The organism is Bacteroides intestinalis DSM 17393 (assembly GCF_000172175.1).
Classification (GTDB): Bacteria; Bacteroidota; Bacteroidia; order Bacteroidales; family Bacteroidaceae; genus Bacteroides; species Bacteroides intestinalis.
The window spans coordinates 2,208,659-2,231,620 of record NZ_ABJL02000008.1; the positions used below are offsets into that span (position 1 = coordinate 2,208,659).

The window sequence follows — 22,962 nt, forward strand, 5'->3', positions numbered from 1 at the left end:
ATAGAAAACAGAAGATAATTATGGGGAAGACAGTAACAACATATCTCATAGACGGAGACCCGAAAGGAACTCAATATGCATTCATCAGCAATAAGATTTGCCAGATGTTTGTCGTGCCACGTTCTAACCTCTCTTATCTGAATACTCAAGAGAAGTTGCAGAAACCTGCATTTTATATATTACTGGGCGAAGATGAATCAACTAAGCCGCAGGCATACATTGGTGAAACGGAAAATTTTAAAGAGCGTGTGAAAGACCACGACAGCAAGAAGGTGTTTTGGCAAAAAGCACTTATATTCGTATCGAAAGATGCCGATATGACTAAAGTTGATGTGCAATACCTAGAACATAAAGCGATAGCTGAAGCCAAGAAAGCAAACGCTTTTGTTTTAAGCGATAATAAACAAATCCCTAAAGCACCGAATCTACCAGAGCATCAACAAGATTCAATGGATGAATTTTTTGAAGATGTGAAATTTCTGGCATCATTTATCGGTTGCAATATCTTTGAAGTATCACAACCCAAAGAGGAACATCTATTCTACACCAAAGGTAGAGGGTGCAATGCAAAGGGCTTCTACAGTTCCGATGGCTTTACAGTCCTAAAAGGGAGTATTGTTGCCCAAACAATGGTTCCGTCTTTCAACTGGAAAGAAAAACGAGAAAAGATGCTTCAAGATTACACTTCCAACGAGAACGGAATATTGGTATTAACATCGGATAAAACTTTTTCAAGCCCCAGTACTGCCGCAGATTTCTGTATTGGTAGCAGCAATAACGGCTGGTTGGTATGGAAAGACAAAGATGGAAATACTCTAGATTCTGTTTATAGAAAACAATTAGAATAAAAGAGATGAAGATATTTTCTAAAATTCACAACTTCCTATGTGATACAAGTAGAGTGAACTGTGAACTGCAGTGGGTAAAAAAAGGATGGTACATAATATTGTTAATTATCTCATCAATATATGTGTTCAAAAACTTTGATACACTTGTGAATCAATGCTTTATTTGCAAATTTGACGGAAATAGTTTAATATTAATTTTATGGTTATTGTTATTAATAATGCCTCTTATCAATAGTATAGAAGGATACGGTTTTAAGCTTAATAAAGAACAAGCTAAACAAGATGAAATAACACATAAAATCAAACTCTTAAGAGACGATGTTATTAAGCAAAGTGATACTCTAGATCCGACCGAATTAGAAAAGCAATTAAAAGACATTCAAAAAGAACATACAAATGAATAATTATAATAGAAATCAAGAATTAACCCGCAAATATATTCGTGAATTGATTGATGACGGATTAAAACAGATGAAAGATTATAATCTTTCAGAGGACTTGTATGGTGTATGGCTAAAATATTCTCAACAAGTTTTGGAAATAACAACCAAAGATTATAATCCTGCAATCTTATTGAATTATCTTAGTGTAATTATGTCAATTAATCCACAATTAAAACCTTACCAAAAAATTGGGATATGTTTGGATTATCTTATAGGTATACTGAGAATTATTTAACATCAACCAATATAATAGAAGCGGATTAATTCAGACATATTCAATGATTAACTTCGACGAATACATCCCAACAAGGCGAGCCGCAAAAGCGTGAAAAAGGCTATGCGTGGCAAACAGCAATAGGACTTCAAGCAGTAGATGGCTTGAAGCCCTCGAATTATCTTATTGAAACTGCTCGCAAGCATATTGAGGGAGACATAACCATTGATGAAGTACAACAACTTATCAAGAGTTACTACGATTCAAAAGACATTCGTACTGAAAAGGATAATGAAACAGAGGAAGCCGATAAAGTTTCTGCCAATATAACCAAGCTATTGAATGAGCGTTCGTTTGCCTTTACCGTAGCTGGATTGACCGCCATTCATCGGCGGATATTTGATGGAGTATTCAAGTTTGCCGGACAAATCAGAGATTACAATATCACCCAAAAAGAATGGGTGCTTCGTGGCGATACGGTGTCCTATGTATCTGCTCCCGACATCCGTAGAGCCATAGAATATGACCTTGAACAAGAAAAGGCTTTTGATTATACGGAATTGGATATAAACCAAATAGTAAGTCATATTACCCAATTCGTATCCGGGTTGTGGCAGATTCATCCGTTTGGAGAAGGCAATACCCGAACTACAGCAGTGTTCACCATCCAGTATTTACGCTCAATGGGATTCAATGTTGAGAATAACCTTTTCGCCAATCATTCTTGGTATTTCCGTAATGCTTTAGTTAGAGCTAATTATCAAAACATACAAAAGGGCATCAAAAGAGATTCTGTCTACTTGGAACGATTCTTCCGCAACCTTTTGATAGGAGAAAACAATGAATTGAGGAATCGTTTCATGGTGGTTAATGCACCCGAAGATATGGCTATCTCTACCCCGACAAGTACCCCGACAAGCTCAGACAATCCCTTACAAATAGATAATGAGAATATCAGCCGCTTAATAAAGGCTATTGCAAACAATAGATTATCAGTTAAAGAGATGATGGCTTCTGTAGGATTAAAGAACCGTGAGAATTTTATGGAATACTCACTCAATCCAGCCATAAAAGAGGGATCTGTTTCTATGCTCTACCCAGACAAGCCCCGTCATCCTCGTCAGAAATATATGTTGACGATTAAAGGATTGGCGGTGTATAATTCAAACAATCTGAAATAATGATAGACGAGAACAACACATCCCCTATTCAATCCGACTTTGAGCGGATTAAAAAGCGAGACGCAAAAGGTTTAGAGTACTGGACTTCTCGTGAGCTGTGCACTGCATTAGGCTATAGTACATATCAAAAATTCAATCGTATCCTAAACAGAGCTATCGCCATAGCCAATAAGAAAGGTTGTAATACTACCGGGCATTTTAACCCTACGATTAAAATGGTAAAACAGGCTTCCGGTTCCTTTCGTAAGGTGGAGAATATACATCTATCACGAATCGCTTGTTTGATGATTGCGGAAAATGCCGATAGCAAGAAGCCGCAAGTGCAAATGGCAAGAGAATATTTCAAACAAGAAATATCAACTCCTGAATTAATCGACAATAGTCTATCATCCAAGATATTGCTATATAAGACGAAACAAGGAGAAAGTCGTATAGAGGTCATCTTTAATAGTGAAACATTTTGGATGTCGCAAAAGCGAATGGCTGATTTGTTTGGTGTCGAAACGAATACGATTAACAATCATCTGAAAGATATATTCAAAAGCGGTGAATTGAACGAGAACTCAGTTATTCGAAAAATTCGAACAACTGCCCATGATGGCAAAAACGATGATACATTGTTCTATAATTTGGATGCGGTTATTGCCGTTGGTTATCGTGTGGGCAGTTATCAAGCGGGCCAATTTCGGATGTGGGCTACATCGATTCTAAAAGAAATGAGCATAAAAGGATTTGTATTGGATGATGAACGCTTGAAACAGGGCAAACATTTTGGCAAAGATTATTTTGACGACCTATTAGAACGTATCCGAGAGATACGAGCTTCAGAACGTCGGTATTATCAGAAAATCACCGATATCTATGCCGAATGTAGTGCCGATTATGACCCTAAGGCAGAGACCACCCTACAATTCTTCAAAATGGTGCAAGATATGATGCATTGGGCTACTTCACATCAAACGGCTGCCGAAATCATCTATTCAAGAGCAGATGCCCAAATGCCCCACATGGGACTTACCACGTGGAAAAACGCTCCTGACGGTAGAGTTCAAAAGTCGGATACAATTATCGTCCAGAATTACCTATCAGACAAAGAAGTTTCTGCTTTCAATCGTCTTTCAACCGCTTTCCTTGATTTGGCTGAACTTCGTGCCGAACGGCAAATCATTTCCACAATGGCAGATTGGAAAAAGCAATTGGATGATTTCTTGACTCTATATGAGTATGATAAATATAATGAGGCTGACACCATTTCCGCCGAACAAGCGAAAGAAAAGGCATACGCTGAATATGATAAATTTCGCTTGATTCAAGATAATGAGTTTCTTTCAGATTTTGATAAGGAACTCAAGAGGTGGAAAGAGAAAGGGTTGTTTGGTAAAGATTAATTCTATCTATAAACACTATTAACAGGAACATAAGATAAACCATAACGGCATATTCTCACTATCTTTTCCCGAAGCCAAGACAATTATTGTCTCTGGTGATATTCATGGAGACTTTAATCAGTTGGTGTTCAAACTCTGCATCCAATATCAGCTTACGGACACCTTGCTAATTGTAGCCGGGGATTGTGGCTTTGGCTTCGAAAAGAAAGAGTACTATGAACAGATGGTTAGACGAAATGTCAAGCGAATGAACCAAGCCAACAATTGGATTGTGTTTGTGCGAGGTAATCATGATAATCCAGCTTATTTCGATGGAGCAATGTTCAACTTCAAACGCTTCATCGCTATTCCAGATTATACTATTCTACAAGCCTGTAATCATACCATCCTTTGTGTTGGTGGAGCTATCTCTATTGACCGTATCTATCGCATAAATGAATGGGATAAACGCAAATACCGTGTTCATTCAAATGAACCACAAGAAAATGATATTTCTCGCAATTTATATTGGCAGAACAAAGCTCCTATTTACGATTCTGATAAGCTGAATACCATCCGTGCAAACTTCTTGATTGATACAGTTGTCACACATACCGCACCTTCATATTGCGAACTATTCTCAAAAAGCAATCTTAACCAATGGGCTGAGAACGATCCTTCATTAATTGAGGATATACAATTTGAACGAAAAGCGATGGATATGCTTCTAAACCATCTCAAAACCAACAATCATCCGATAAATCATTGGTATTATGGGCATTTTCATCAAAGTTGGCATTCTGCTATTGATGGAATACTATATCAGATGCTCGATATTATGGAATTCTGTCAAATATATTGATTTATACCATTTCGGGTATAATAATGATGCAATAGACAGAATTATACCCGATAGAATATAATAGTTGTTACCTGAATATAAGTGTTCCTATTAGGGCATACAAATATTTTCCATAGTGGACAACGGAAGCAATTACATTTTTTCAAGCGAATAAATCTGACTTATTACACTTTTTAAAACGAATAAAAGATGAGGGAGCAATATCAATATTCAAACATAATATATCCTTCTTGGTCATAACCTTTTCGTTCATGATGGATACGATCTATCAACTGCTGCAAATCACTCTCATCTGACTTAATGTCCTTAAAACGACAATACTGTTCATCGTATCTTTTTCCGGAACCGGACTTCAAACGAGAGTCAATATCGGAAGGAATTAGAAATGAAGAACGTTCCGCTCCTAAATATTGTTGAAATTCAAAGAGAAATATGCCAATACCTGCTAAATCAAAATCACCGAAATGAAGATAATGATTGGGAATAGTACATAGCCATCTTCTAAGATCTGTTGATTGTGGGTAGCGGGACACAAAGAGTGCTTTTTTCGGAAGCTTATGCGCTTGAAGATATTTTTCGAAAAATACTCTTTGATTGCGAATCATTCTGAAATTTTCCATATTCTCGATACCTATCACTACTACGTCTTTAGGTATTGTGAACGTCTCCCATTCTGCGACAAAAACAAAACTCCCTTTTTGTGGTTTTACCATAAAAGGTTCTCCGTTAAGCCTACACCCAATAGGCTCATAGCTGTTTACAGGGAATCCTGGGCAGGAACGAACCATAACAAGTTTGGAGTTACCTGTTTCTGTCGCCATAGAAGCGCGTGAATCTGAGATATTTACTTCGAGAATGCGATAGTTTTCATCCTTATCGATCAGAAATCTTTTTAAAGCTTCAGTATCACGGGCACGATATGATTTTCTTGAGCCGTGGGAGGTAACTAATAGCATACCCTCGGTCAATAGTTCATCCCGTAACTTACTGCTTAGTTTTGAACCTGTGACTTGTTCACCTGCTATCAATGCTTGTATAGACGCACTTATTGCCATATTGTATCCGACTATTTTATTCGTTTCAATAATTTTTCCACTCTCGTCTTCACTCCATACTTACTCAGAAGATAGGTATAACGATAGTCGTAAGGATTATAGGATGTGGGGGAACTATTGATGAGATAGATATTGCGTAAATTGGCAAATTGGAGAATACCTTTGATATTGTTAGGATGCAAGCGTCCTATCTCATCCATCATGCAATGTACAATGAAATCACCACTCTTTCGGGCTGCCTTTTTCTTAAAGACGTTGATGAGCATGATATTGACCATTGCCTTCACAAGAATGTCCGTACCATCTGACCCTACATTATTAATACGCTCGACCCAGTTCGTGTCGTTATCGTTTTCCTTTACTCGAAATTGTAAGCGGAATGCGTCACTCAATGATACAGATGAACGATTCGGTTCGTTCTGCAACTGATGAGATAAACTCTTCAGATAATCCACGACCTTGAGGTTCACTTCATCCCGATTATTGCTTGAGAAAAGATTAAGTTCACCGATAGAGAGCGCATTTTCTACGGTATAATCATGAATGGATATAAGCAGTTGCATGAGCTTGTCTGAGGATTCATTCGCTCTTAGCTCAATGCTCTTGATGACTCCAGCAAAGTTCTTTTCTACAAAATCACGATTGATGTCAAGTATCACTCCGTCCACATCCGATCTACGTTTCATCAGCGAACCAATTTCGGTTGAGATACGTCCCAAAATGTCTTTATAATGCTCGCTGGTACGTCGGCGGAACTCATCGATTTTGTTATTGTCCATGAACTCCTGCAAATCAACGGCAATTTGCAGATAATCATTGTCCGTCACAGGCATCGTGTTGAAACGGAAAGTATTTTGAGGCTTGAAGTTGCGATTGAAACTAACCACTATATCTTTAAGTTTGTCGATTGACTCGCGTTTTTGATTGACAGTACCTCTAAGTTGGCTCAGGAGTTGCTGACAATCCAAATGTGTCTCCATTGTCTTGTCATCAGAGAGATAAGTGTCGGGTACCAAATGTTCGTTCTCGACCATTTGATGATAAAAGTTCAACCCCTCTTTTCTGTGCGCCAGCTCCTTGAGGACTATATGCTGACGCTCTTCCATTTCTCTGCATTTTTTCTCGATGCGTGTTCGTTTATCCTCATAACGCTGGCGTATCATAGAGAGTCGTTGCTCGATAGTCTTAATCGTTTTTCTGATTTCCGGCTCCTTGGCAAAAAGGTTTTGTTCAGCGTCGCGATACCTGATAACAATAGAACGTTCCTCTTCAATCCTCGCCAACAATGTCTGCAAATCCTTCAAAGCTTTACGATATTGTTCAAGCAAATCCATATCAACACCTTTGCCTGCAAGTTCTGCTTTCTGTTGTTCATCGAGTTGCTTCTTCTGTACGGCAAACTCCTTATAACGCACGGTCGCTTCCGCATTTTGTGATTCGTTAAAAATGCGCAGTTCCTCATCAAGTGCTTTTGAGGTTTTACCGAATGAGGAGTCAAGGTTTTTAAGTTCTTTTTTATTCCTTGCTTCATTTTTCTCACGGACATCCTTCTCCGATTGCACGTTTAGCAGAGCTTCGTTGAAGGAACGTTCACGGATCTCTTTTTCTTGAGCAATCTGTTCCAGTTCTTCCATCTCCAGCTTATGCCGATGGTTTTGCAGATTTTGTCGTTTGACAGGTATTTGTTCTTCTTCCACCTTTAACAAAGTTACATTCTGCCGAAGCGGATTGAGTTGTGTCGCATATTTTTTTCCGAGTTTCGATATCTCTTCCTCAAGGGTAATAGGCGATTGCATGAGCTGGCGGTTTATTTGCTTCACTTGCTCTTCCAAGTTCTTTTTCTCCAATCTATACTCGTCAGGCGTACGATGCACGGAGGCTATATTGTCTAGGTTCAACCTTATCCCGAACAAGTTGTCAGATGCAACACAAAACTGAGGTTCAAGCCCTTGTGCGTATAGGACCCGTTCTTCGTCAATCACTTTGCCTATCGTGTTTTCCCAGCCTTCCGTATTCTCGCAAAGCCATTTATAAAAAGAGCCGTCTAAATGGGTAAGCAAATTATTAATCTTTGCAATTTGTTCCCTGATTTGTGTCCGGTCGGCTTCAAGCCGTTCCTGCTCACGTTGTGAGGCATGTTTTATTTCAGCCTCTTTCATCTCATACTCGGCGATAATCTGTGTTATCTGGCTTTTTACCGCTATCTGTTGTGCGGTATTCTCTTTCTCTTTCAAATTCAGCTGTTGAAGTTGTTCATCCGTTTGCTTTATTTCATCGGCCATAGGATGCCAATGACGGAGTTCCTTCAACGCACTATCAGCCCTGTTTTGTTCGGCCAACAAGACTTGTAAACGCTCATCAGACTCATGTCGCCAATTGTCGAACGCTTCCATAATCTGATTTCTATTCTTGGAACGGTCTTCTTCTAGTCTCTTACGCTCTATCTGGAGTATGGCTTGTTTTTGATAATATGCCTCTTTTTGAACATTTTCGAATGCTTGACGCGCATTCTCCAGTTTAGCCTTTGCAATGTTGTACTTTTCCTCTATTGAAGCATGCGTTTTCAATAAATCATCCAATAGAGTTTGTTTATTAATCGCTTCTTGCTTGATCGCAGACTCCCGGTCGGAAAGAGAGAGTTTGTCTTCAATGCCAAGAGCATCGAAATCCTTCCTTGCCTGTGCTATTTCTTTCAGTTTGCTTTTCTTGGCGCCAAGTTCTTGATTGAGCGAGTCTTTTTCTTTATCATAGTCAGTTGTAAGTTCTTTCTTACGACTATGTTCCTTTTCTATGGCCGTTTTAACTTCTTCCGCTTCCACTTCCAATAGTGGTATCCGTTGCTCGCTATATGCTACCGCATGATTCATCATATGCCATACATCCGACAATTGTTGGTCGAGCGCGACAATTTTGCGACCTTGTTCGGCAATATTCAATGCCTGTTGGCGCACCGGATAATTGCCGTCACGTGTTTGACGGAACCAGCAATCAATTTCATCATACTCTCGTTCAAAGTTTGAAACAAGTCGTCTGTAGGTTTGTAAATCAATGGGCAAATCTTCATCTGTCATGGATTGTATGATCGTGTTCTTTACAAAGTCTGCATCCAGTTTGGTATTCAGAAATACGTTTTGAATGCTTCGCGGGATATTCTGATAATGCGAACTCTGAACTAAAGAATAACGTGCGTATTTATGGTCATGTGTATTGCCGAAGATAATATCTTTGAACATCACACCGGATTCTATTCTTGCAGAAACCCCTACATTCTTGTCTATACGTTCACGAATCTTCACCCAATCACTCAACACCTGCTTGTCTTCGGTAATGAACCATTCACGTTGATAGGGTGCATCTATAAATCGCCATGAAGCACGTCCTTGGTATCTGCTGACCAATATGGTATATGCGCCATTATCACGCATCACCTCATAAAGTATATACGAATTTGACTGGCGAAAATAGAATTCATCAAACGACTTCTGTCCCTGTTGAATACCTAAACGGTGTTTGTCGGCATTATAGAAAAACAGCAATGCCCTCAACACAGTACTTTTGCCCACACCTTGTGTTCCTGTAAAATGTACATTGCCATCCACGGAAATCTCAGCATAAGGGATATTAGCACTATTAATAAAAATAATCTTATTCAGGTACTTCATCTTCATTAACTATTTGAATGATTTCCACTAATTCTTCAACATAGCGAAATGCCGAAGTAATCTTATAAGTCTCGTCTTGTTCGCTAATACACTCGGCAAAACCCATATTCTGCATCTCTTGAAGCAGTTTGTTTACAATCTCAATATTAGACCCTGCACCGTACTTCTTGAATAGATGATTAGCCTTTTCTTTTAGTTCTATATCCAGACTAATCTGTTCTATCAAATGACTTTTACGGAACTGATATCCGGCTGTAAATGATTGGTTATAGCATTTCAAAAAGTCCAGATAGTCAAGCCATTTTGAAAAGCTTTCCAATTTCTGTTCTATGGTTTGCTTACTTTCTCCTTTTCGCGAAAAATAGAAGAAACCATTGCCGCATTCCAATTGCAGACCAATTTCCTTGAAGTAATCAGTATAATCCTCCATATTCTCCTCGATATCTTCATACAAATGGCGGATGGAGGTATCTGTGCTGTCCACCGAAAGAAACTCTCCTCGGCTCAACCGTTCGTATATTCTTTGAGTATTATTTCGCATAAATTATGGGATATTCGATGTCTTGATAAATTGCATATTCTCCTGTCATCCTGCATTCGTCAGAATGTAAGATAACCAATTGGCAAAAGAGAGTTACTAGGTCTTCCATCGTACATTTTACTTTATAGTCATACCTCAAAATGAACTTAAACAGATCATAGCTTGAGGCTAAGAACGCATTCCATACTTCCGTGGAATCCACCTCCTCCAGTTGTTGGATATGCTCTTGTAAATCTTCCTCTGTCAAAGGTTCGGCTTCTGCTCTTGTTGTTTTCTGTATTCCATTGCGTTCAGCCATTCGTCTCAATAACTTTACGACCTGCTCATTTTCCCGTAGCATCTCCAAAGACAAACGTGTCTTGTTGTATTGGCGGGATTCCGTCCAAAGAGGACTTCTCTCTTCCAATACCTGCATAAGGTTCGTATCCGTCTTAATAAGTAACTGATCTTGCAGATATTTCAACTTTCGTATCTTTTTATAAAGTTGATTCTGCTGGTCTATCTGGTTGATGTAGGAAATAATCTGTCGGTCAATCTCCATGAGTGCGTGATAAGCTTCCACAAAATCATGTTTCACATCGCTACAGGTCTTGGCCATGTGCGGATCATTGGCCATAATGAAGAAAGCATGCTCGTTGTCCATCAACTTTTCACATTCACGGATCATGACACGGATGCTATGGCTCTTCTCATCCAGATTCTGTAGTTTCTTCTTCTTGATAATATAGTTGGGTTCCTGCTTATAAGCATTATCCATGTTACGTTTCAAATCCACCACATTCTTCAACGTTCTGAATCCAGTCTTCTTTAAAAGTTGCCGTACATTGTCTTGATATCCGGCTTTGCGATTGACATTAGTCTCTTGCAGAAAATATCCAATATGTTCTTTTAAAGTGTTGATACATTCCTGCACACTCAATACGCTAATCTCCTCGTTTACATTCAGCACCTCCTCGAAGAAGTTCAGATAGTCACTTTCAATTTCAAGCGTATTGCCTGTCTCCACCAATACGCCATAGTCAACCAACTTTCTCAATCTGGTTTCATTCCCTCCGACAAGATCTATAGCAAGTCCCAACGGAAACTTTATTAGTTTACGTTTCTCAAACATCTCACTCAGCAAACCTTGCTCACGCGAGAGTGTTTTGGTCAGTTCTTCTATGCTTCTGAAATGTGTCAGAATATCCATATTTCAAAATTCTATAATTAATGCCATCAAACTGTCAATAAACTCAAATCAACATCGGGAATGATAACATCCGTAAGCTTATCTTCAACAAGGAATCCCATATAAAGCGGAATGGTGAGTATATCCCCCTCACGTCCTACATTATATTGTCCTAACTTGATTGCATTCTTGACATGATACACATCCTTGTTCTTCAGAACCGTAGTCATACTTTTTGCCTTTCCCGACTTTGCCTTGACTTCAAGAATAACGCATTCTCCTTTGAATCTCACCAAGAAGTCCAGTTCAAGCCCGCTATCCTTATGGAAGTAGTATAGTTTTTGCCCGGACTTGCATAAGAAATCAGCCATCAGATTCTCAAAAATAGCCCCCTTGTATCCAAGAAGATTACCCTTCAAAATATCTGCCTGTGTTCCATAATCGAGCATTGCCATTAAAACACCTATGTCAGTGGTATATACCTTGAAACACTCTTTGACGGAATTGCCTTCTAAAGGCAGTTCTGTAATCTGCGTGTTATAGCATCTACGGACTATCCCGGCATCCTCCAACCATTGGATGCTACCGATGTATTGCGAAGCCCTTCCACCTTTCTTGACGATGGAATATTGAAATTTCTTGTTCTCTTTGGCTAATTGTTTCGGAATAGATTCAAAACATTCACGAATGTTAGGCTTGTCCGCATCATCCGCATATTTAACCATATCCTCTTCGTATTCGGCAATAAGATTGCGTTGCGCCTTATAGATAAGTTCGATATTCTTGGTTTCAAGGAAACAGTTCACCACCTCCGGCAGACCTCCGACAACGACATATCTATACAGCAACTCCATCATTGCCTTGTGAATTCCATCGGGAACAACCTTTTCGCTCTCAAAGCATAATTTGACAGAATCAATGACCGCCTTACCGATTCCATTTGCCCATAGAAATTCCTCAAAGTCCAACGGATACATATCTATCACGGTTTCATATCCGACTGGAACCGAATCTTGTCCTTCCTCTTCGTTTTTCTTTCTGCTTTTGCCGTAGCCTTTCACTCCCAAAAGAGAACCCGTAGCAATAACATCGAAACGTCCGTCTATATGGAATGACTTCAAGGCAGTCCTTGCTTCCTTGCACTCCTGAATCTCATCAAGGATAATACAAGTTTTCCCCTCAATGAAACGACTACCTTGTATCAAAGCAGATAGGTTGAGAATAATGGTATCGACATCTATATTACCCGTAAAAGCGGACTTCTTATCCGGTTCAAGTATGAAGTTCATATAGACTACACTCTCATAATTCTCTCTTGCGAACTTCTGGACAATGTATGTCTTTCCACATTGGCGGATACCTTTTATCACAAGGGGCTTTCTGTCCTTGGACTCTTTCCATTTAGCTAAATATGTTTCTATTTTCCTTTTGAGCATAGCGCAATCATATTCTTTCCATACGCAAAGTTACACTTTTTCCAGTGAATAACATTCAAGTTAGCACACTTTTTCAAACGAATAAGTCACATATAGATACATTTTTTCAAGCCAATCACATTTTTTCGTGCAAAAATCTGCTGCAACCCACAGAAATTCCAAGAAAACCACTACCTTTGCATACAACAAGCGTTCTGTAACATACCTGCGGAAATGCCCTATCACTCAATACCTTGTATCTGATAGCGGGCATTCCACAAAAGGGCTGAAAAGAGGCGGTACAACACGTATATGCAAAGCAATGAAATACAACGGTTTGCATTTGTCCCTACATTCTGTGTATTTGTAAAAACAGAGGTTGTACCGATTAAAATGAATAGTCACTGATAATCAGTGATGTAAATATGCTGCATCGGTAAGTAATCTGTAATAAATTATCAATTAAAAAACAAGAATTCTCAACATTACGCACTGAATAACAAAATACCATTTCACGCTTATAGAAAGAGCGAGGAATGGTATTTTAATCTATTGGCTCATTCTTTGATAATGCACCAAGTTTCTCTTTTATATTCCTTACGGTCATACTCTTCCTCTCTACACATCCAACAGCCACATGGAATTCCTTCCTTAGAAATATTTATCCGCAAGTAATTCTTTATACATCTGAAGATTATCCATATCGAAATTAAAACAAAAATAGTTTTAATCCATAATCCTAAGTTGCCAAAACGCCACGGCCGCCGCCACCGCCACATTGAGCGAATCGACCCCATGCGCCATCGGGATACGGACTACATAGTCCGCCGCGGCAATCGTATCGGGTGGAAGCCCCTCTCCCTCCGTTCCCATCACAATGGCTAGCCGGGGTTCGGACGTCAAGACAGGATCGGCAATGGAGATAGAATTGTCCGTAAGTGCCATGGCGGCGGTGCGGAAGCCGTGGCGGGCCAGATCACTGAGAGTGCCGTCCAGCCACGTCCAGGGAACCAAAAAAACCGAACCCATGGACACCCTGACCGCACGACGGTTCAACGGATCGCAAGAGTTACGCGTCAGCAACACGGCATCCATCCCGAGAGCGGCCGCCGAACGAAAAATGGCACCAATATTCGTAGTGTCCACCACACCGTCGATGACGACGATGCGCCGGGCATCCCGACATGTGTCTTCCACCGTGCGGGGCGCGGGGCGACGCATGGCACACAACACTCCGCGCGTCAGGACATAGCCCGTCAGCGTAGCGAGCAACTCCCGCCCGCCCGTATAGACGGGCACGTCGCCGCAACGACTGATGATGTCGGCGGCATCACCGGTGATATGTTTTTGCTCGCACAAGAGGGCCAGAGGTTCATATCCGGCATCCAATGCTACACGGATCACTTTCGGGCTTTCGGCTATGAACAGGCCTTTATCGGGCTCGATGCGGTTGCGCAACTGGGCCTCGGTGAGGGTGGAGAACACCTCGATTCCGGGGTGCGACAAGGAGGATATTTCAATAATGGGCATAAGGCTGTATTCTTTTTAATATGGTTATGAACAAAGCGTGGTAAAAGTGGTAAGGTGATAGTGGGATAACGCTCTGTGATATATAGCGCAGCTACTTTATCGCCCTATCACCTTTACCACTTTTACCACCCTATCACTCTCTTATTCCTTTCTTTCTCTTTCAGACACCGCAACTTTCATCACCCCGTCCAGTTTATTTTCATAAATCCGGTAAGCCTCCTCAATCTCATTCAACGGGAAGCGGTGTGTGATAAGCGGCGTGGTGTCTATCTTGCCTTCTTCGATCAGGCGAAGTATCTCGGCGCAATCGCACCCGTCCACGCCACCGGTCTTGAAGATCAGGTTTTTTCCGTACATATCGGGCAAGGGAAGCACCTGGGGATGATCGTAGAGGGCCACCACGGTGACGATGGCATTGGGGCGTGCACACTCCCACGCCAGACGGAAGGTGTCGTCGGTTCCTGCCACTTCGAGCACGACGTCGGCTCCGCCATGATCGCTACTCCGCAACACAATCTCCCGGCAATCCTCCGGTTCCACCACCTGTACGTCCGGATAATGTTTACGCACAAGGCGTATTCTTTCAGGAGATTTCTCGCAAACAATGATGCGGCGGGGGTGCTTGAGCATCACGCAAAGCAGGGTGCAGATTCCGGTAGGGCCGGCGCCGATGATGAGCACCGTATCCTTTTCGGTAATCTCCGATATGCGAGCCGCCCAAAAGCCCGTGGCAAGCACGTCGCCCACAAAGAGCGCTTGTTCGTCGCTCACCGCATCCGGAATACGGTTCAGTCCCTGGTCGGCATAAGGCACGCGGACGTACTCGGCCTGACCTCCGTCGATGCGGCAACCCAGTGCCCAACCACCATTGGCATCGGTGCAATTGTTCACATATCCGTGTCGGCAAAAGAAGCATTCTCCACAAAAGGTTTCTACGTTCACCGTAACCCTGTCGCCGGGCCTGATGGAAGTGACGTCCGCGCCCACTTGCTCCACGATGCCTACCATTTCGTGCCCCACCGTGGTTCCGGGCAAGGCACGCGGCACGCTACCGTGCTTGATGTGCAAATCGCTGGTGCAGATGCTACCGAGCGTCACGCGGACAATGGCGTCTCGGGGGTCTTTCAACCCGGGTTTCGGTTTTTCTATAAGTTCAAATTTTCCGTGTTCAATATAGGTATATGCAAGCATTGTTTTTCTCTTTTTTAATACTTCTCTTTCCGTTCAAACTCTCCCTCCTCCGTATAGTACTTCCATGTGCCCTTGGGTATGTTATCTCCGTATTTTCCGCGGAGTTTCAGTTTGCCGTTCTCATAATATTCGCGATAGCGTCCGTGGCGCTTTCCATCCTTCACTTCCGCTTCACTCTTCAGCGCTCCTTCGGGATAAAACTCCCGCAAGACGTTGCCCTCAAATTTCTCAACATAGAAACGTTGCAACTCACTCATTTGCTCCTTCTCCGTTTCGGCATCTTCGTTCATTACTTCGTCGGCTTCATCGTCCACTACCACCGCTACGGCCTCTTCTTCCGGTTGATAAAGTTTATAGTCCATCACGCATTGCAACGAGGCGGACTGGCCGTCTCCCGTAATCTGCATGGTCCAATAGGGAAATGAGTAGACAATGTCCTTGTCCGATTGTATCTCTCCCCACGTAACGGCATTCATCATAGGCTTCAACTGGTAATAAAACTTATGCACATCCGTATATAAGAAAACGGTAGAACTCGAATTCAGGTACGAGAAGGCATTTTTAAAGCCCGGATTATCCTTCAACAGGTTCTTCTGATCGTAATCTTCTATAAATGAGAGCAGAGACGAGGCTTTGTTGCTAAACACCACATAATCGTCCACGTACGTGTAATAGGGTTTTTCGAACTTGTCGAACAGCCCTCCAAAGAACAAACGAAAGAAGCCTTTCATTTCCACATAGTTGATTTCAAATCCCTTATAATCAACCGTCTTTATCCGGAGCGGGGTGCGCCGCCTGAGCTTTTTTTCTATAAACTCCATATTCTTACGGGCGTCCTTGATGCTTTTGGTGCCGATGGCCAGAATCAGTTCCGGATCGTGCCCCAACAGCCCCGGTTCGGATTGGGTGATGGCAAATTCTCCCGACATCCAGCTCAGGAAGTTTTCTTCCAGAGAGATGTCGAACAGGCTTTCAATCTTCTTCCGGGAACTCCTATAAGATTCGCACCATTGCGGATCGTGGACCGCGAGTGCATTCTCCAGTTCCTTTACAAAAGTCACCGGATTGCTGAAACCGATGTTGGTATAGAGTGCCGTCCGGCTGGACAGGATTTCGTGTGCTTTCATCCGGTGCTTACCCGAGTTCAGCAAGGCCATGATGTACGGATCGACGGTGTCTTTCCGCAAGGTATATCCTTTCACCTCCATCCGTTTGTGGTCGGTATTGAAATAGAGTCCGGCAAAATCCATGGAATTGCTGAACATATCGATGTACTCGTTCCCGGTTCCCAGATAAATATTCAGGAATTGGGGCAGGCGTGCATAATTGATAAAAACGCGGACAAGTCCTTTGCCGGACACCAGTTTTTCGGCTTCGATAAAAGAATGATCGAGACCGATTTTGGGCTTGTTGCGTGAGTCGATGGCCGATTCTACAAGTTTGGAGGTATAGGAACCTACGAAATGGTTGTCCACGAAGGCGCAATAAAAAATATCGCGTGTATCCGGATCGCGCATTTCGAGGATGTTAATCCCGTTGTGCATCCGGTTGGTTACGGAACTGCCCGCCATGGTGAGCACCGTTTCAAGCTGATCCTTCAACAAGTCCATCTTGGAGGCCTTTTGCATGTCCAGCACAATCAGGAAATCCCAATCGCGGGCACGGACCTTATGGATCGAGATGAGCATATCCCGTTTGCCCACAAGCGATAACAACATTTTATTGCTTCGGACCACAGTGTCGAGCGTTTCCACATTCCGGGTGACGTCCTCGAAGGCTTTCGCCCGCTTCAGGCATTGCCAGGTTGCGCTTCCGCTGAACTTTGCCCAATCGTCGATGGGCGCCGAGGACTGGATGATAAATGCCGCGTCTTCGGGCACCAGGTAGATTTGCTGAATGTTGCGGTCGGGCGAAACAAACAGGTGAACAATGGAGTACAAAAAATATACAACCAAGGCTAAACCGGCAATCGCAAGTGTTCTTTTTACGAGGGTCCGGGTATTGTTCTTCTTAACGGATTCAACGGGTAGTTCTTGTGGCCCGTTGTCCAATTCATTTTCGATCATCCCTTTTTCAGTATGCTATTGACTACACGCACCGAAGACACCAGCTTGGCCGTGGAAGTAAACACATCCACATTCCACACATGCGAGGAGCGGCCTTTATGCACGATAGTTGCAACAGCCCTTACCGTATCCCCCTCATGGGCGGAGGAGATATGGTTTCCGCTGACCTGCATGCCGACCACTATTTCGTCCGGCTTGCAAAGTATCATGGAACCCAGTCCGGCCACGGTTTCGGCCAATGCTAGGCTGGCACCTCCGTGCAGGATGCCGAAAGGTTGGCGCGTACGTTCGTCCACGGGCATGGTGGCCTCTACCCTATCTTCGGAGGCGTAAGTGTATTGTATGCCCAGATTTCCCATCAATGCATGGCGGGCACGCTGGTTGAGTTGCTCCAGGGGCACGTCGGCGGGGCGGATTTCGGCAAGTATCGCTTTCTCCACGGCTTCGGCCACGCCGTCTTCATCGTTGGAGGCGGTGATGCGGTCGGCACAGACCTTCACCGAGTCTTGTGCGTTTCCCATAGCGATACCCAGTCCGGCGGATTGTATCATGGAGACATCGCAAACTCCGTCGCCGATGGCGATGACTTCTTCAGAGTTGATACCTAACTTCTCAAGCAAGGCGCCCAGCGTATTGGATTTATCAATGGAGCAGGGCACCACTTCTAGGAAATAAGGTTCCGAACGAAATACATCCAGCGCTCCGTTCAACCTCCGGCGCCAGTGGTCTTCCAGTCCCACGAGGGCTTCTTCGTCATCGCTTACCAGCATGCACTTGCAAGGGGCAAAGTCCACCGCTATCGAGAATTCGGTTTCGGCAATTATCTTCAAGCCATTCAGCTCGGCTTCGCGGCGTATGTGCTCGTTTTCAGGCGAGTCGGTGATAATGGTATCTTCGTGATACGTAAAAATAGCAAACCCGTTCTTACGGGATTTCTTTTCAAGATAGGGCAGCATTTCGGGGTTTATCCTACGCTCAAAGAGTAGTTCGCCACTTTGCGCATTGATAATTTGCCCGCCATTGTAGGAGAGGATGAAGCCTCCGTAATTGCCCAGTTCCAGAGTTTTGGCAATAGGCATCAGGCCATACGTCGGTCTGCCGGAAGCCAACACGATACGCACGCCCATCTGTTGCACCTTCAACAAGGCGGCCAGCGTGCGCTTACTGATTTTCTTTTCACTATCGAGCAGGGTTCCGTCCACATCAAGAACTAATAATTTGTATTTCATGACTTACCGGTTTTGAGTTAATGAAACAAAGGTAAAGTTATTCGAGAGAAAACACAATAAGTGACGGGGTTTTTCTCGTGCATTTTTATTTATTATTTACATAGGGGGACTTTAGTATAATTGCTCAGGTATCTAAAGAGTGTAGGTATTAAATATTTTCCTTCAAAAGAAAACCCGTGCAAGAATAATCCTACACGGGCAAAGCTTTGTCTAAAAGTCTTTGATTATAGTGAGGCTGAACTTAATTCAGTCCCCATTTTCTTTATAGCTGTTAATATTTTGTTAGTGGTTCTTTCTCCCGCAAAGGCTACACCGCTTTTATATTGCCTCATTTTGCTTTCATTGATACCTGCATACTGGGCAAACTTACTAACATTAATCCAATCAAAGTAATTAAAGAAAGAGGCTATATCAAATTTGAAAGTTACCTGTAAATCGGTAAATTCATTTGGTAATGTGCCTGTTTCTTCTTTTACCATTTCTTTAGCCTCATCTATACTTAGCATAAAATCAGCCTTTGCAGCTTCAACGCTTTCGCCATACCCACCAAAGCTATGATTATTTATTTCCTGCTCTGAATAGATGGAATAAAGCCCGTCACTGCCTTTTTCTACAATAGCCGTTACTTTCATATCCTTTGCTTTTTATTTGGGTTAAAACTAAAAGTTCTTATTGATATTAGAATACAGAATATAAGGAAGTGCAGGGGGATTATACCCCTGCTTTCTTCCTGATACTTTTTTCTGTGCCTTTGGGTATTTCTTGGCTATCATGTCGTGGAACTACAAAGGTTTTACCTGTTATAGGTGAAAACCACTGGTCGTGCCTACCTCCATGACTGACAAAATAACAGCCGTTTGCACTTAGCACCCTTTTCAGTTCTGATGTTTTCATATCTCAAAGAACTTTTAGACGCTACAAAAGTAACATATTTGTTACTTTATGCCAAATAAAAGAGTAACAATTTCGCTACTTTAACAGAGATAAGGCTTCCAGATACAAGTTAGTAATCTACAAAAGAAAAGAGGCTCACCGCTTCTCTGTAGCAAGGAAAGTCCCGTAAAAGTAAAGGGAAGTGCCTGAATTCCGACACTCCCCTTTCTCTTAGTTTAACTCGGCCTTTACCTCCTCGTCATCATTTCATCGCACCGCCTCCCAGTGCTCCCAGTGCGGCCGAAACAATAGCCATCACCACTTTCAGGATTTTCTTCCAAACAGACTTCTTCATAAATACACTTGTTTAATTTTTAATTCTTTAATTATTAATTTCCAACGCCTTTGACTTTAAACCCTATCCCAGTGGATTTTCTTCTATTCCTCCGTCACCTGACGACGAACCGCCTTCTTCAGTCGGAAGTTCATCATTGATGCGGTCCACATCTTTGAGGCTAAGTCCTTCGGAACGTGTACTTCCACTAGCCGTAATACGGATTTCCTTATTGGCACGAAAGCAAACGCGCAAACCTGTGATATCATTCGCCGTAAACGCCTCCACCGTTTCTGTGCCCTTGCTATGGGCGGCAAGATAAAAATATCCCAGTCCGTCAATGTTTACCGACCGCCCCAGAAGCAGTTCTTCTTTCAACTCCGTGCGGAAATCTTTCAACACAGAGTTCACCACACCTTCACTCACACCGGAAAGTCGGCTGATCTTTTTCGCAATCTGCTTCAGATCCATCGCCACACCATACTTATAGGTGATTACCGGATATACCTTCTTTATCGACTTCTTGTCCAGCGGATTCAGGAATCGCCAAACCTTCTTGTACAAAATACTCATAGTTTTTCCTCTTTTTAAATTAAATAAATCATGTTCAAAATCTCTTTGCTAACGTTAACGTTGCAAAGATAAAAGATGCGGTAACTTCTATAAAGCTCAAATGAACACTTACTATGACATTTTCATACTTATATTTTTCTCGTATAACAGGCTACACACCTTGCAGGAATGAATCATCATTTACCCATATACACCATATCGTAAATTTACCCACAAAAAAAGGAAGAAAACACAGTAGTATATCCGGAGAATTCGGAGTATAAAATGACGAGGACGACAAAAGAGGCTATTCGTAATGTGGGACGTATCTCTCTGTCGGGTGTACAACCCCAATTTGCTATAGTGATAGATACGGAGAGTTTATATTTGCGCTTTGTTTTTTCAAGAATGATGAAGCAACTTACATTACTCGCCATTTTGACTTTATCACTCCCAATGGCGATGCTCATCTAAAGAATTTTTCGCTGATTGATAGAAATGAGGAATATCGTCTTTCGCCAGCTTACAATTTGATAAACATTTCCTTACATTTAGTAGAGCCCCGCATTTTTGCCCTTGACAAAGATTCGTTCCGCAAAGGCATGAAACTTTTGGATAAGTATCAAGTGAGTAGAACCGATTTCGAAGAATTCGGTTGCCGTATTGGACTTCCAGAGCGGGTTGTAAAACGAGAATTAGATGCATTTGCAAAAGAAAATCAGATGATAAAGGTATTGATTGAGCATTCTTTCTTGTCGGATATATTAAAACATCAATATTGGCTGTCCATGGATTATAGACGGAAGATGTTAGTGTGGTGATTTCAAAAAACGGTATTTACTCATCAAGGCGTTTCTTTAACGCAACACACCGGAAATTCCATGTACTCTCCATGAAGTACCATTGGTGCAAAATACTTCCGTGAAGTACTTAAGAAATATTACAATGTAAGCCCAAGCAAATTTAATAAATTTGCCAGAAGATTGATGGATAATAAAAATCCCACTAACCTACCCCCAGTGCCTTGACCAGTTCATTCCTCCTCAGTTCTAATCTTTCCGGTTTTCCTAGCTGGAACGATGTACAAGACATACCGGGATTTTTTTTAAGGAGTAGTCTAGCCAAGACACATAGGGATAATTCAGATAAGACTATAAGAGATATTCTGCCTAATTCTTTCCAATTATCAGATATCGACTCTTTCCTGTGTTTTTCTGCTACCATAAGCACCAGTGGCGCAACACAATACAGCCCCGAACAAAATAGCGAAGAATGAAATCAGGGCAGACCGCGCGGCTGCGTCCGTTGCTTTATCAGCAGCCACCAGCGCTTTATGTTTGATCTCTTTCCATTCTTGTACGGCTTTCTGCAAATTTACTTCCAAGTTGTCCATCTGTTTTCCTGCTTCTATACGTGCATTATCTATCAGATTCATATACTGTTCGACTGTCTTATCCGCTTCCGCCTTAGACATATTAGTATTGTTAGCTATAGCCTTAGCCAAATCATTCCGGTCTATATTTTGGCTAAGATTTTCCGCACGTTGTTTCAAACGTTCCAAAAAATCATTAACCGCCTCGTCCGTATCCTGAGGAGAAGCAACAATTGTCTTGACGGATTTGCTTAAGTCATCTTCTACCTCCTCCAATTGCTTCTTGAGATAGTCCGGGTGTAATTCTTTCACATTGCTCTTGACAAGTGCAGCACGTATATTCTGTGGTATGTTTTCTTCTTTCAGAGTTGCATTGAAATCAATCTTTCCAAATACTTCTTCCGCTTCTTCAGACAATGCAGAAATACCACTTCCGACAGCGTTACCTGTTCCGGACAAGACACTGCCCGTAACTGATGAAACAGCCCCAAGTGCATTTGCAGTCATTTTTACCGCACCAGCTGCCAAAAAAACACCTAATACGACGGCAACAATCAGTGTGGTAGCCCAAACTAAAAATCCATGTATCATTCCATCCATACCGGCCAGTTTTCCAGCAACAAAACCACCTGCAGCCATGCCAGTAATCAGAATGACGGCGGAACCAATCCCTACAGCAGTACCTATGCCTGAAGCCGGATGTCCAGACAAAGGATCAAACATAAACAATCCGATACTTGAATTTAGAATAGACAACAACACGGATATTGCCAATACAGTCATGACACCGCCAAAAACACTGCCCCAGGACACTCTGCCCTTCAGTTCTGCGAAACTTAATTTTTTCATAATTGTCAGGTTTTTAATTAATACTATGATTTGTATCTCTATAAAAAAACAGTATTGAAAGAATATTTGTTTGATAAATATTTGTCATTTAAACAGACATTTGTGTTAAAAAACGCATGTATATATAAAGTTGTATTTGATGCCGTTATATATAAATCCAAGAATTTGCACCTTATATATCTATGATGTACTTTCACTGCCAATACAGGC

At 42.0% G+C, this 22,962-nt stretch carries 22 protein-coding genes; 8 read left to right on the top strand and 14 right to left on the bottom strand.

Annotated elements, in window-relative coordinates; translation table 11 throughout:
* The first annotated feature begins 20 nt into the window (after positions 1 to 20).
* The 6 genes from BACINT_RS18420 to BACINT_RS18445 all read left to right on the top strand — a co-directional run bounded on the left by BACINT_RS18420 (position 21) and on the right by BACINT_RS18445 (position 4,915).
* Positions 21 to 848 (top strand): GIY-YIG nuclease family protein, encoded by an 828-nt coding sequence (locus BACINT_RS18420; RefSeq protein ID WP_007665828.1) that lies wholly within the window; start codon positions 21 to 23, stop codon positions 846 to 848.
* Between the two features lie 5 nt (positions 849 to 853).
* Positions 854 to 1,252, top strand: a complete 399-nt coding sequence (locus BACINT_RS18425) for a hypothetical protein (protein ID WP_007665829.1) — start codon at positions 854 to 856, stop codon at positions 1,250 to 1,252.
* Entirely contained in the window at positions 1,245 to 1,526 is a 282-nt protein-coding gene (locus tag BACINT_RS18430) for a hypothetical protein (protein WP_007665830.1), read from the top strand. Before BACINT_RS18425 ends, BACINT_RS18430 begins: the two co-directional genes overlap by 8 nt.
* Before the next feature lie 143 nt (positions 1,527 to 1,669).
* Positions 1,670 to 2,686 carry a Fic family protein gene (locus BACINT_RS18435; protein WP_007665831.1) on the top strand — a complete coding sequence of 339 codons (1,017 nt, stop codon included), beginning with the start codon at positions 1,670 to 1,672 and terminating at the stop codon, positions 2,684 to 2,686.
* Positions 2,686 to 4,074 carry a RhuM family protein gene (gene rhuM, locus BACINT_RS18440; protein ID WP_007665832.1) on the top strand — a complete coding sequence of 463 codons (1,389 nt, stop codon included), beginning with the start codon at positions 2,686 to 2,688 and terminating at the stop codon, positions 4,072 to 4,074. Before BACINT_RS18435 ends, rhuM begins: the two co-directional genes overlap by 1 nt.
* A 34-nt stretch (positions 4,075 to 4,108) precedes the next feature.
* Positions 4,109 to 4,915: a metallophosphoesterase gene (locus BACINT_RS18445; protein ID WP_044155111.1), complete on the top strand. Its 807-nt coding sequence runs from the start codon at positions 4,109 to 4,111 to the stop codon at positions 4,913 to 4,915.
* A 203-nt stretch (positions 4,916 to 5,118) separates the two neighbouring features.
* Here BACINT_RS18445 and BACINT_RS18450 read toward each other — a convergent pair whose 3' ends face one another.
* From BACINT_RS18450 to BACINT_RS18500, 13 genes are all read right to left on the bottom strand, one after another.
* Positions 5,119 to 5,970 carry a DUF7281 domain-containing protein gene (locus BACINT_RS18450; protein ID WP_007665834.1) on the bottom strand — a complete coding sequence of 284 codons (852 nt, stop codon included), beginning with the start codon at positions 5,968 to 5,970 and terminating at the stop codon, positions 5,119 to 5,121.
* 11 nt (positions 5,971 to 5,981) lie between these two features.
* On the bottom strand, positions 5,982 to 9,632 hold the full coding sequence (locus BACINT_RS18455; protein ID WP_044155361.1) for an ATP-binding protein: 3,651 nt from the start codon (positions 9,630 to 9,632) through the stop codon (positions 5,982 to 5,984).
* Positions 9,616 to 10,173, bottom strand: coding sequence for a condensin complex protein MksE (locus BACINT_RS18460; protein WP_007665836.1), 558 nt, complete (start codon positions 10,171 to 10,173; stop codon positions 9,616 to 9,618). The genes BACINT_RS18455 and BACINT_RS18460 overlap by 17 nt, the downstream gene beginning before the upstream one ends.
* Positions 10,163 to 11,362, bottom strand: a complete 1,200-nt coding sequence (locus tag BACINT_RS18465) for a hypothetical protein (RefSeq protein WP_007665837.1) — start codon at positions 11,360 to 11,362, stop codon at positions 10,163 to 10,165. The genes BACINT_RS18460 and BACINT_RS18465 overlap by 11 nt, the downstream gene beginning before the upstream one ends.
* Positions 11,363 to 11,388: 26 nt before the next feature.
* On the bottom strand, positions 11,389 to 12,777 hold the full coding sequence (locus tag BACINT_RS18470) for an ATP-binding protein (RefSeq protein ID WP_007665838.1): 1,389 nt from the start codon (positions 12,775 to 12,777) through the stop codon (positions 11,389 to 11,391).
* Between the two features lie 705 nt (positions 12,778 to 13,482).
* Positions 13,483 to 14,286 (bottom strand): TrmH family RNA methyltransferase, encoded by an 804-nt coding sequence (locus tag BACINT_RS18475; protein ID WP_007665846.1) that lies wholly within the window; start codon positions 14,284 to 14,286, stop codon positions 13,483 to 13,485.
* Between the two features lie 141 nt (positions 14,287 to 14,427).
* On the bottom strand, positions 14,428 to 15,477 hold the full coding sequence (locus BACINT_RS18480; RefSeq protein WP_007665856.1) for an alcohol dehydrogenase: 1,050 nt from the start codon (positions 15,475 to 15,477) through the stop codon (positions 14,428 to 14,430).
* Positions 15,478 to 15,491: 14 nt separating this feature from the next.
* Complete coding sequence (locus BACINT_RS18485; protein ID WP_007665858.1) at positions 15,492 to 17,543, bottom strand: DUF3352 domain-containing protein; 2,052 nt, start codon at positions 17,541 to 17,543, stop codon at positions 15,492 to 15,494.
* Positions 17,540 to 18,772 carry a Cof-type HAD-IIB family hydrolase gene (locus BACINT_RS18490; protein WP_007665860.1) on the bottom strand — a complete coding sequence of 411 codons (1,233 nt, stop codon included), beginning with the start codon at positions 18,770 to 18,772 and terminating at the stop codon, positions 17,540 to 17,542. The genes BACINT_RS18485 and BACINT_RS18490 overlap by 4 nt, the downstream gene beginning before the upstream one ends.
* A 224-nt stretch (positions 18,773 to 18,996) precedes the next feature.
* Positions 18,997 to 19,404, bottom strand: a complete 408-nt coding sequence (locus BACINT_RS18495; protein ID WP_007665862.1) for a hypothetical protein — start codon at positions 19,402 to 19,404, stop codon at positions 18,997 to 18,999.
* 79 nt (positions 19,405 to 19,483) lie between these two features.
* Positions 19,484 to 19,666 (bottom strand): type II toxin-antitoxin system HicA family toxin, encoded by a 183-nt coding sequence (locus BACINT_RS23900; RefSeq protein WP_021967148.1) that lies wholly within the window; start codon positions 19,664 to 19,666, stop codon positions 19,484 to 19,486.
* 241 nt (positions 19,667 to 19,907) lie between these two features.
* A complete protein-coding gene (locus BACINT_RS24250) occupies positions 19,908 to 20,000 on the bottom strand; it encodes a smalltalk protein (RefSeq protein WP_021967149.1) in 93 nt (30 codons plus the stop codon).
* Between the two features lie 63 nt (positions 20,001 to 20,063).
* Positions 20,064 to 20,552 carry an HU family DNA-binding protein gene (locus tag BACINT_RS18500; RefSeq protein ID WP_007665864.1) on the bottom strand — a complete coding sequence of 163 codons (489 nt, stop codon included), beginning with the start codon at positions 20,550 to 20,552 and terminating at the stop codon, positions 20,064 to 20,066.
* A 264-nt stretch (positions 20,553 to 20,816) separates the two neighbouring features.
* Here BACINT_RS18500 and BACINT_RS24655 point away from each other — a divergent pair, with 264 nt between their 5' ends.
* The gene (locus tag BACINT_RS24655) at positions 20,817 to 21,005 is read left to right on the top strand and encodes a hypothetical protein (protein WP_007665865.1); all 189 of its coding nucleotides are present in this window, start codon (positions 20,817 to 20,819) and stop codon (positions 21,003 to 21,005) included.
* A gap of 14 nt (positions 21,006 to 21,019) precedes the next feature.
* Positions 21,020 to 21,352, top strand: coding sequence for a hypothetical protein (locus tag BACINT_RS24660; protein WP_232288792.1), 333 nt, complete (start codon positions 21,020 to 21,022; stop codon positions 21,350 to 21,352).
* Between the two features lie 365 nt (positions 21,353 to 21,717).
* On the opposite strand, the gene BACINT_RS18515 is transcribed toward BACINT_RS24660, so the two are convergent.
* The gene (locus BACINT_RS18515; RefSeq protein WP_007665869.1) at positions 21,718 to 22,752 is read right to left on the bottom strand and encodes a hypothetical protein; all 1,035 of its coding nucleotides are present in this window, start codon (positions 22,750 to 22,752) and stop codon (positions 21,718 to 21,720) included.
* Positions 22,753 to 22,962 lie beyond the last annotated feature (210 nt).

Bases quoted from the DNA above. Each gene is read 5' to 3' on its own strand.
- BACINT_RS18420 (WP_007665828.1), top strand. From the start codon at position 21: ATGGGGAAGACAGTAACAACATATCTCATAGACGGAGACCCGAAAGGA.
- BACINT_RS18425 (WP_007665829.1), top strand. From the start codon at position 854: ATGAAGATATTTTCTAAAATTCACAACTTCCTATGTGATACAAGTAGA.
- BACINT_RS18430 (WP_007665830.1), top strand. From the start codon at position 1,245: ATGAATAATTATAATAGAAATCAAGAATTAACCCGCAAATATATTCGT.
- rhuM (WP_007665832.1), top strand. From the start codon at position 2,686: ATGATAGACGAGAACAACACATCCCCTATTCAATCCGACTTTGAGCGG.
- BACINT_RS18450 (WP_007665834.1), bottom strand. From the start codon at position 5,970: ATGGCAATAAGTGCGTCTATACAAGCATTGATAGCAGGTGAACAAGTC.
- BACINT_RS18455 (WP_044155361.1), bottom strand. From the start codon at position 9,632: ATGAAGTACCTGAATAAGATTATTTTTATTAATAGTGCTAATATCCCT.
- BACINT_RS18460 (WP_007665836.1), bottom strand. From the start codon at position 10,173: ATGCGAAATAATACTCAAAGAATATACGAACGGTTGAGCCGAGGAGAG.
- BACINT_RS18465 (WP_007665837.1), bottom strand. From the start codon at position 11,362: ATGGATATTCTGACACATTTCAGAAGCATAGAAGAACTGACCAAAACA.
- BACINT_RS18470 (WP_007665838.1), bottom strand. From the start codon at position 12,777: ATGCTCAAAAGGAAAATAGAAACATATTTAGCTAAATGGAAAGAGTCC.
- BACINT_RS18475 (WP_007665846.1), bottom strand. From the start codon at position 14,286: ATGCCCATTATTGAAATATCCTCCTTGTCGCACCCCGGAATCGAGGTG.
- BACINT_RS18480 (WP_007665856.1), bottom strand. From the start codon at position 15,477: ATGCTTGCATATACCTATATTGAACACGGAAAATTTGAACTTATAGAA.
- BACINT_RS18485 (WP_007665858.1), bottom strand. From the start codon at position 17,543: ATGATCGAAAATGAATTGGACAACGGGCCACAAGAACTACCCGTTGAA.
- BACINT_RS18490 (WP_007665860.1), bottom strand. From the start codon at position 18,772: ATGAAATACAAATTATTAGTTCTTGATGTGGACGGAACCCTGCTCGAT.
- BACINT_RS18495 (WP_007665862.1), bottom strand. From the start codon at position 19,404: ATGAAAGTAACGGCTATTGTAGAAAAAGGCAGTGACGGGCTTTATTCC.
- BACINT_RS23900 (WP_021967148.1), bottom strand. From the start codon at position 19,666: ATGAAAACATCAGAACTGAAAAGGGTGCTAAGTGCAAACGGCTGTTAT.
- BACINT_RS24250 (WP_021967149.1), bottom strand. From the start codon at position 20,000: ATGAAGAAGTCTGTTTGGAAGAAAATCCTGAAAGTGGTGATGGCTATT.
- BACINT_RS18500 (WP_007665864.1), bottom strand. From the start codon at position 20,552: ATGAGTATTTTGTACAAGAAGGTTTGGCGATTCCTGAATCCGCTGGAC.
- BACINT_RS24655 (WP_007665865.1), top strand. From the start codon at position 20,817: ATGACGAGGACGACAAAAGAGGCTATTCGTAATGTGGGACGTATCTCT.
- BACINT_RS18515 (WP_007665869.1), bottom strand. From the start codon at position 22,752: ATGAAAAAATTAAGTTTCGCAGAACTGAAGGGCAGAGTGTCCTGGGGC.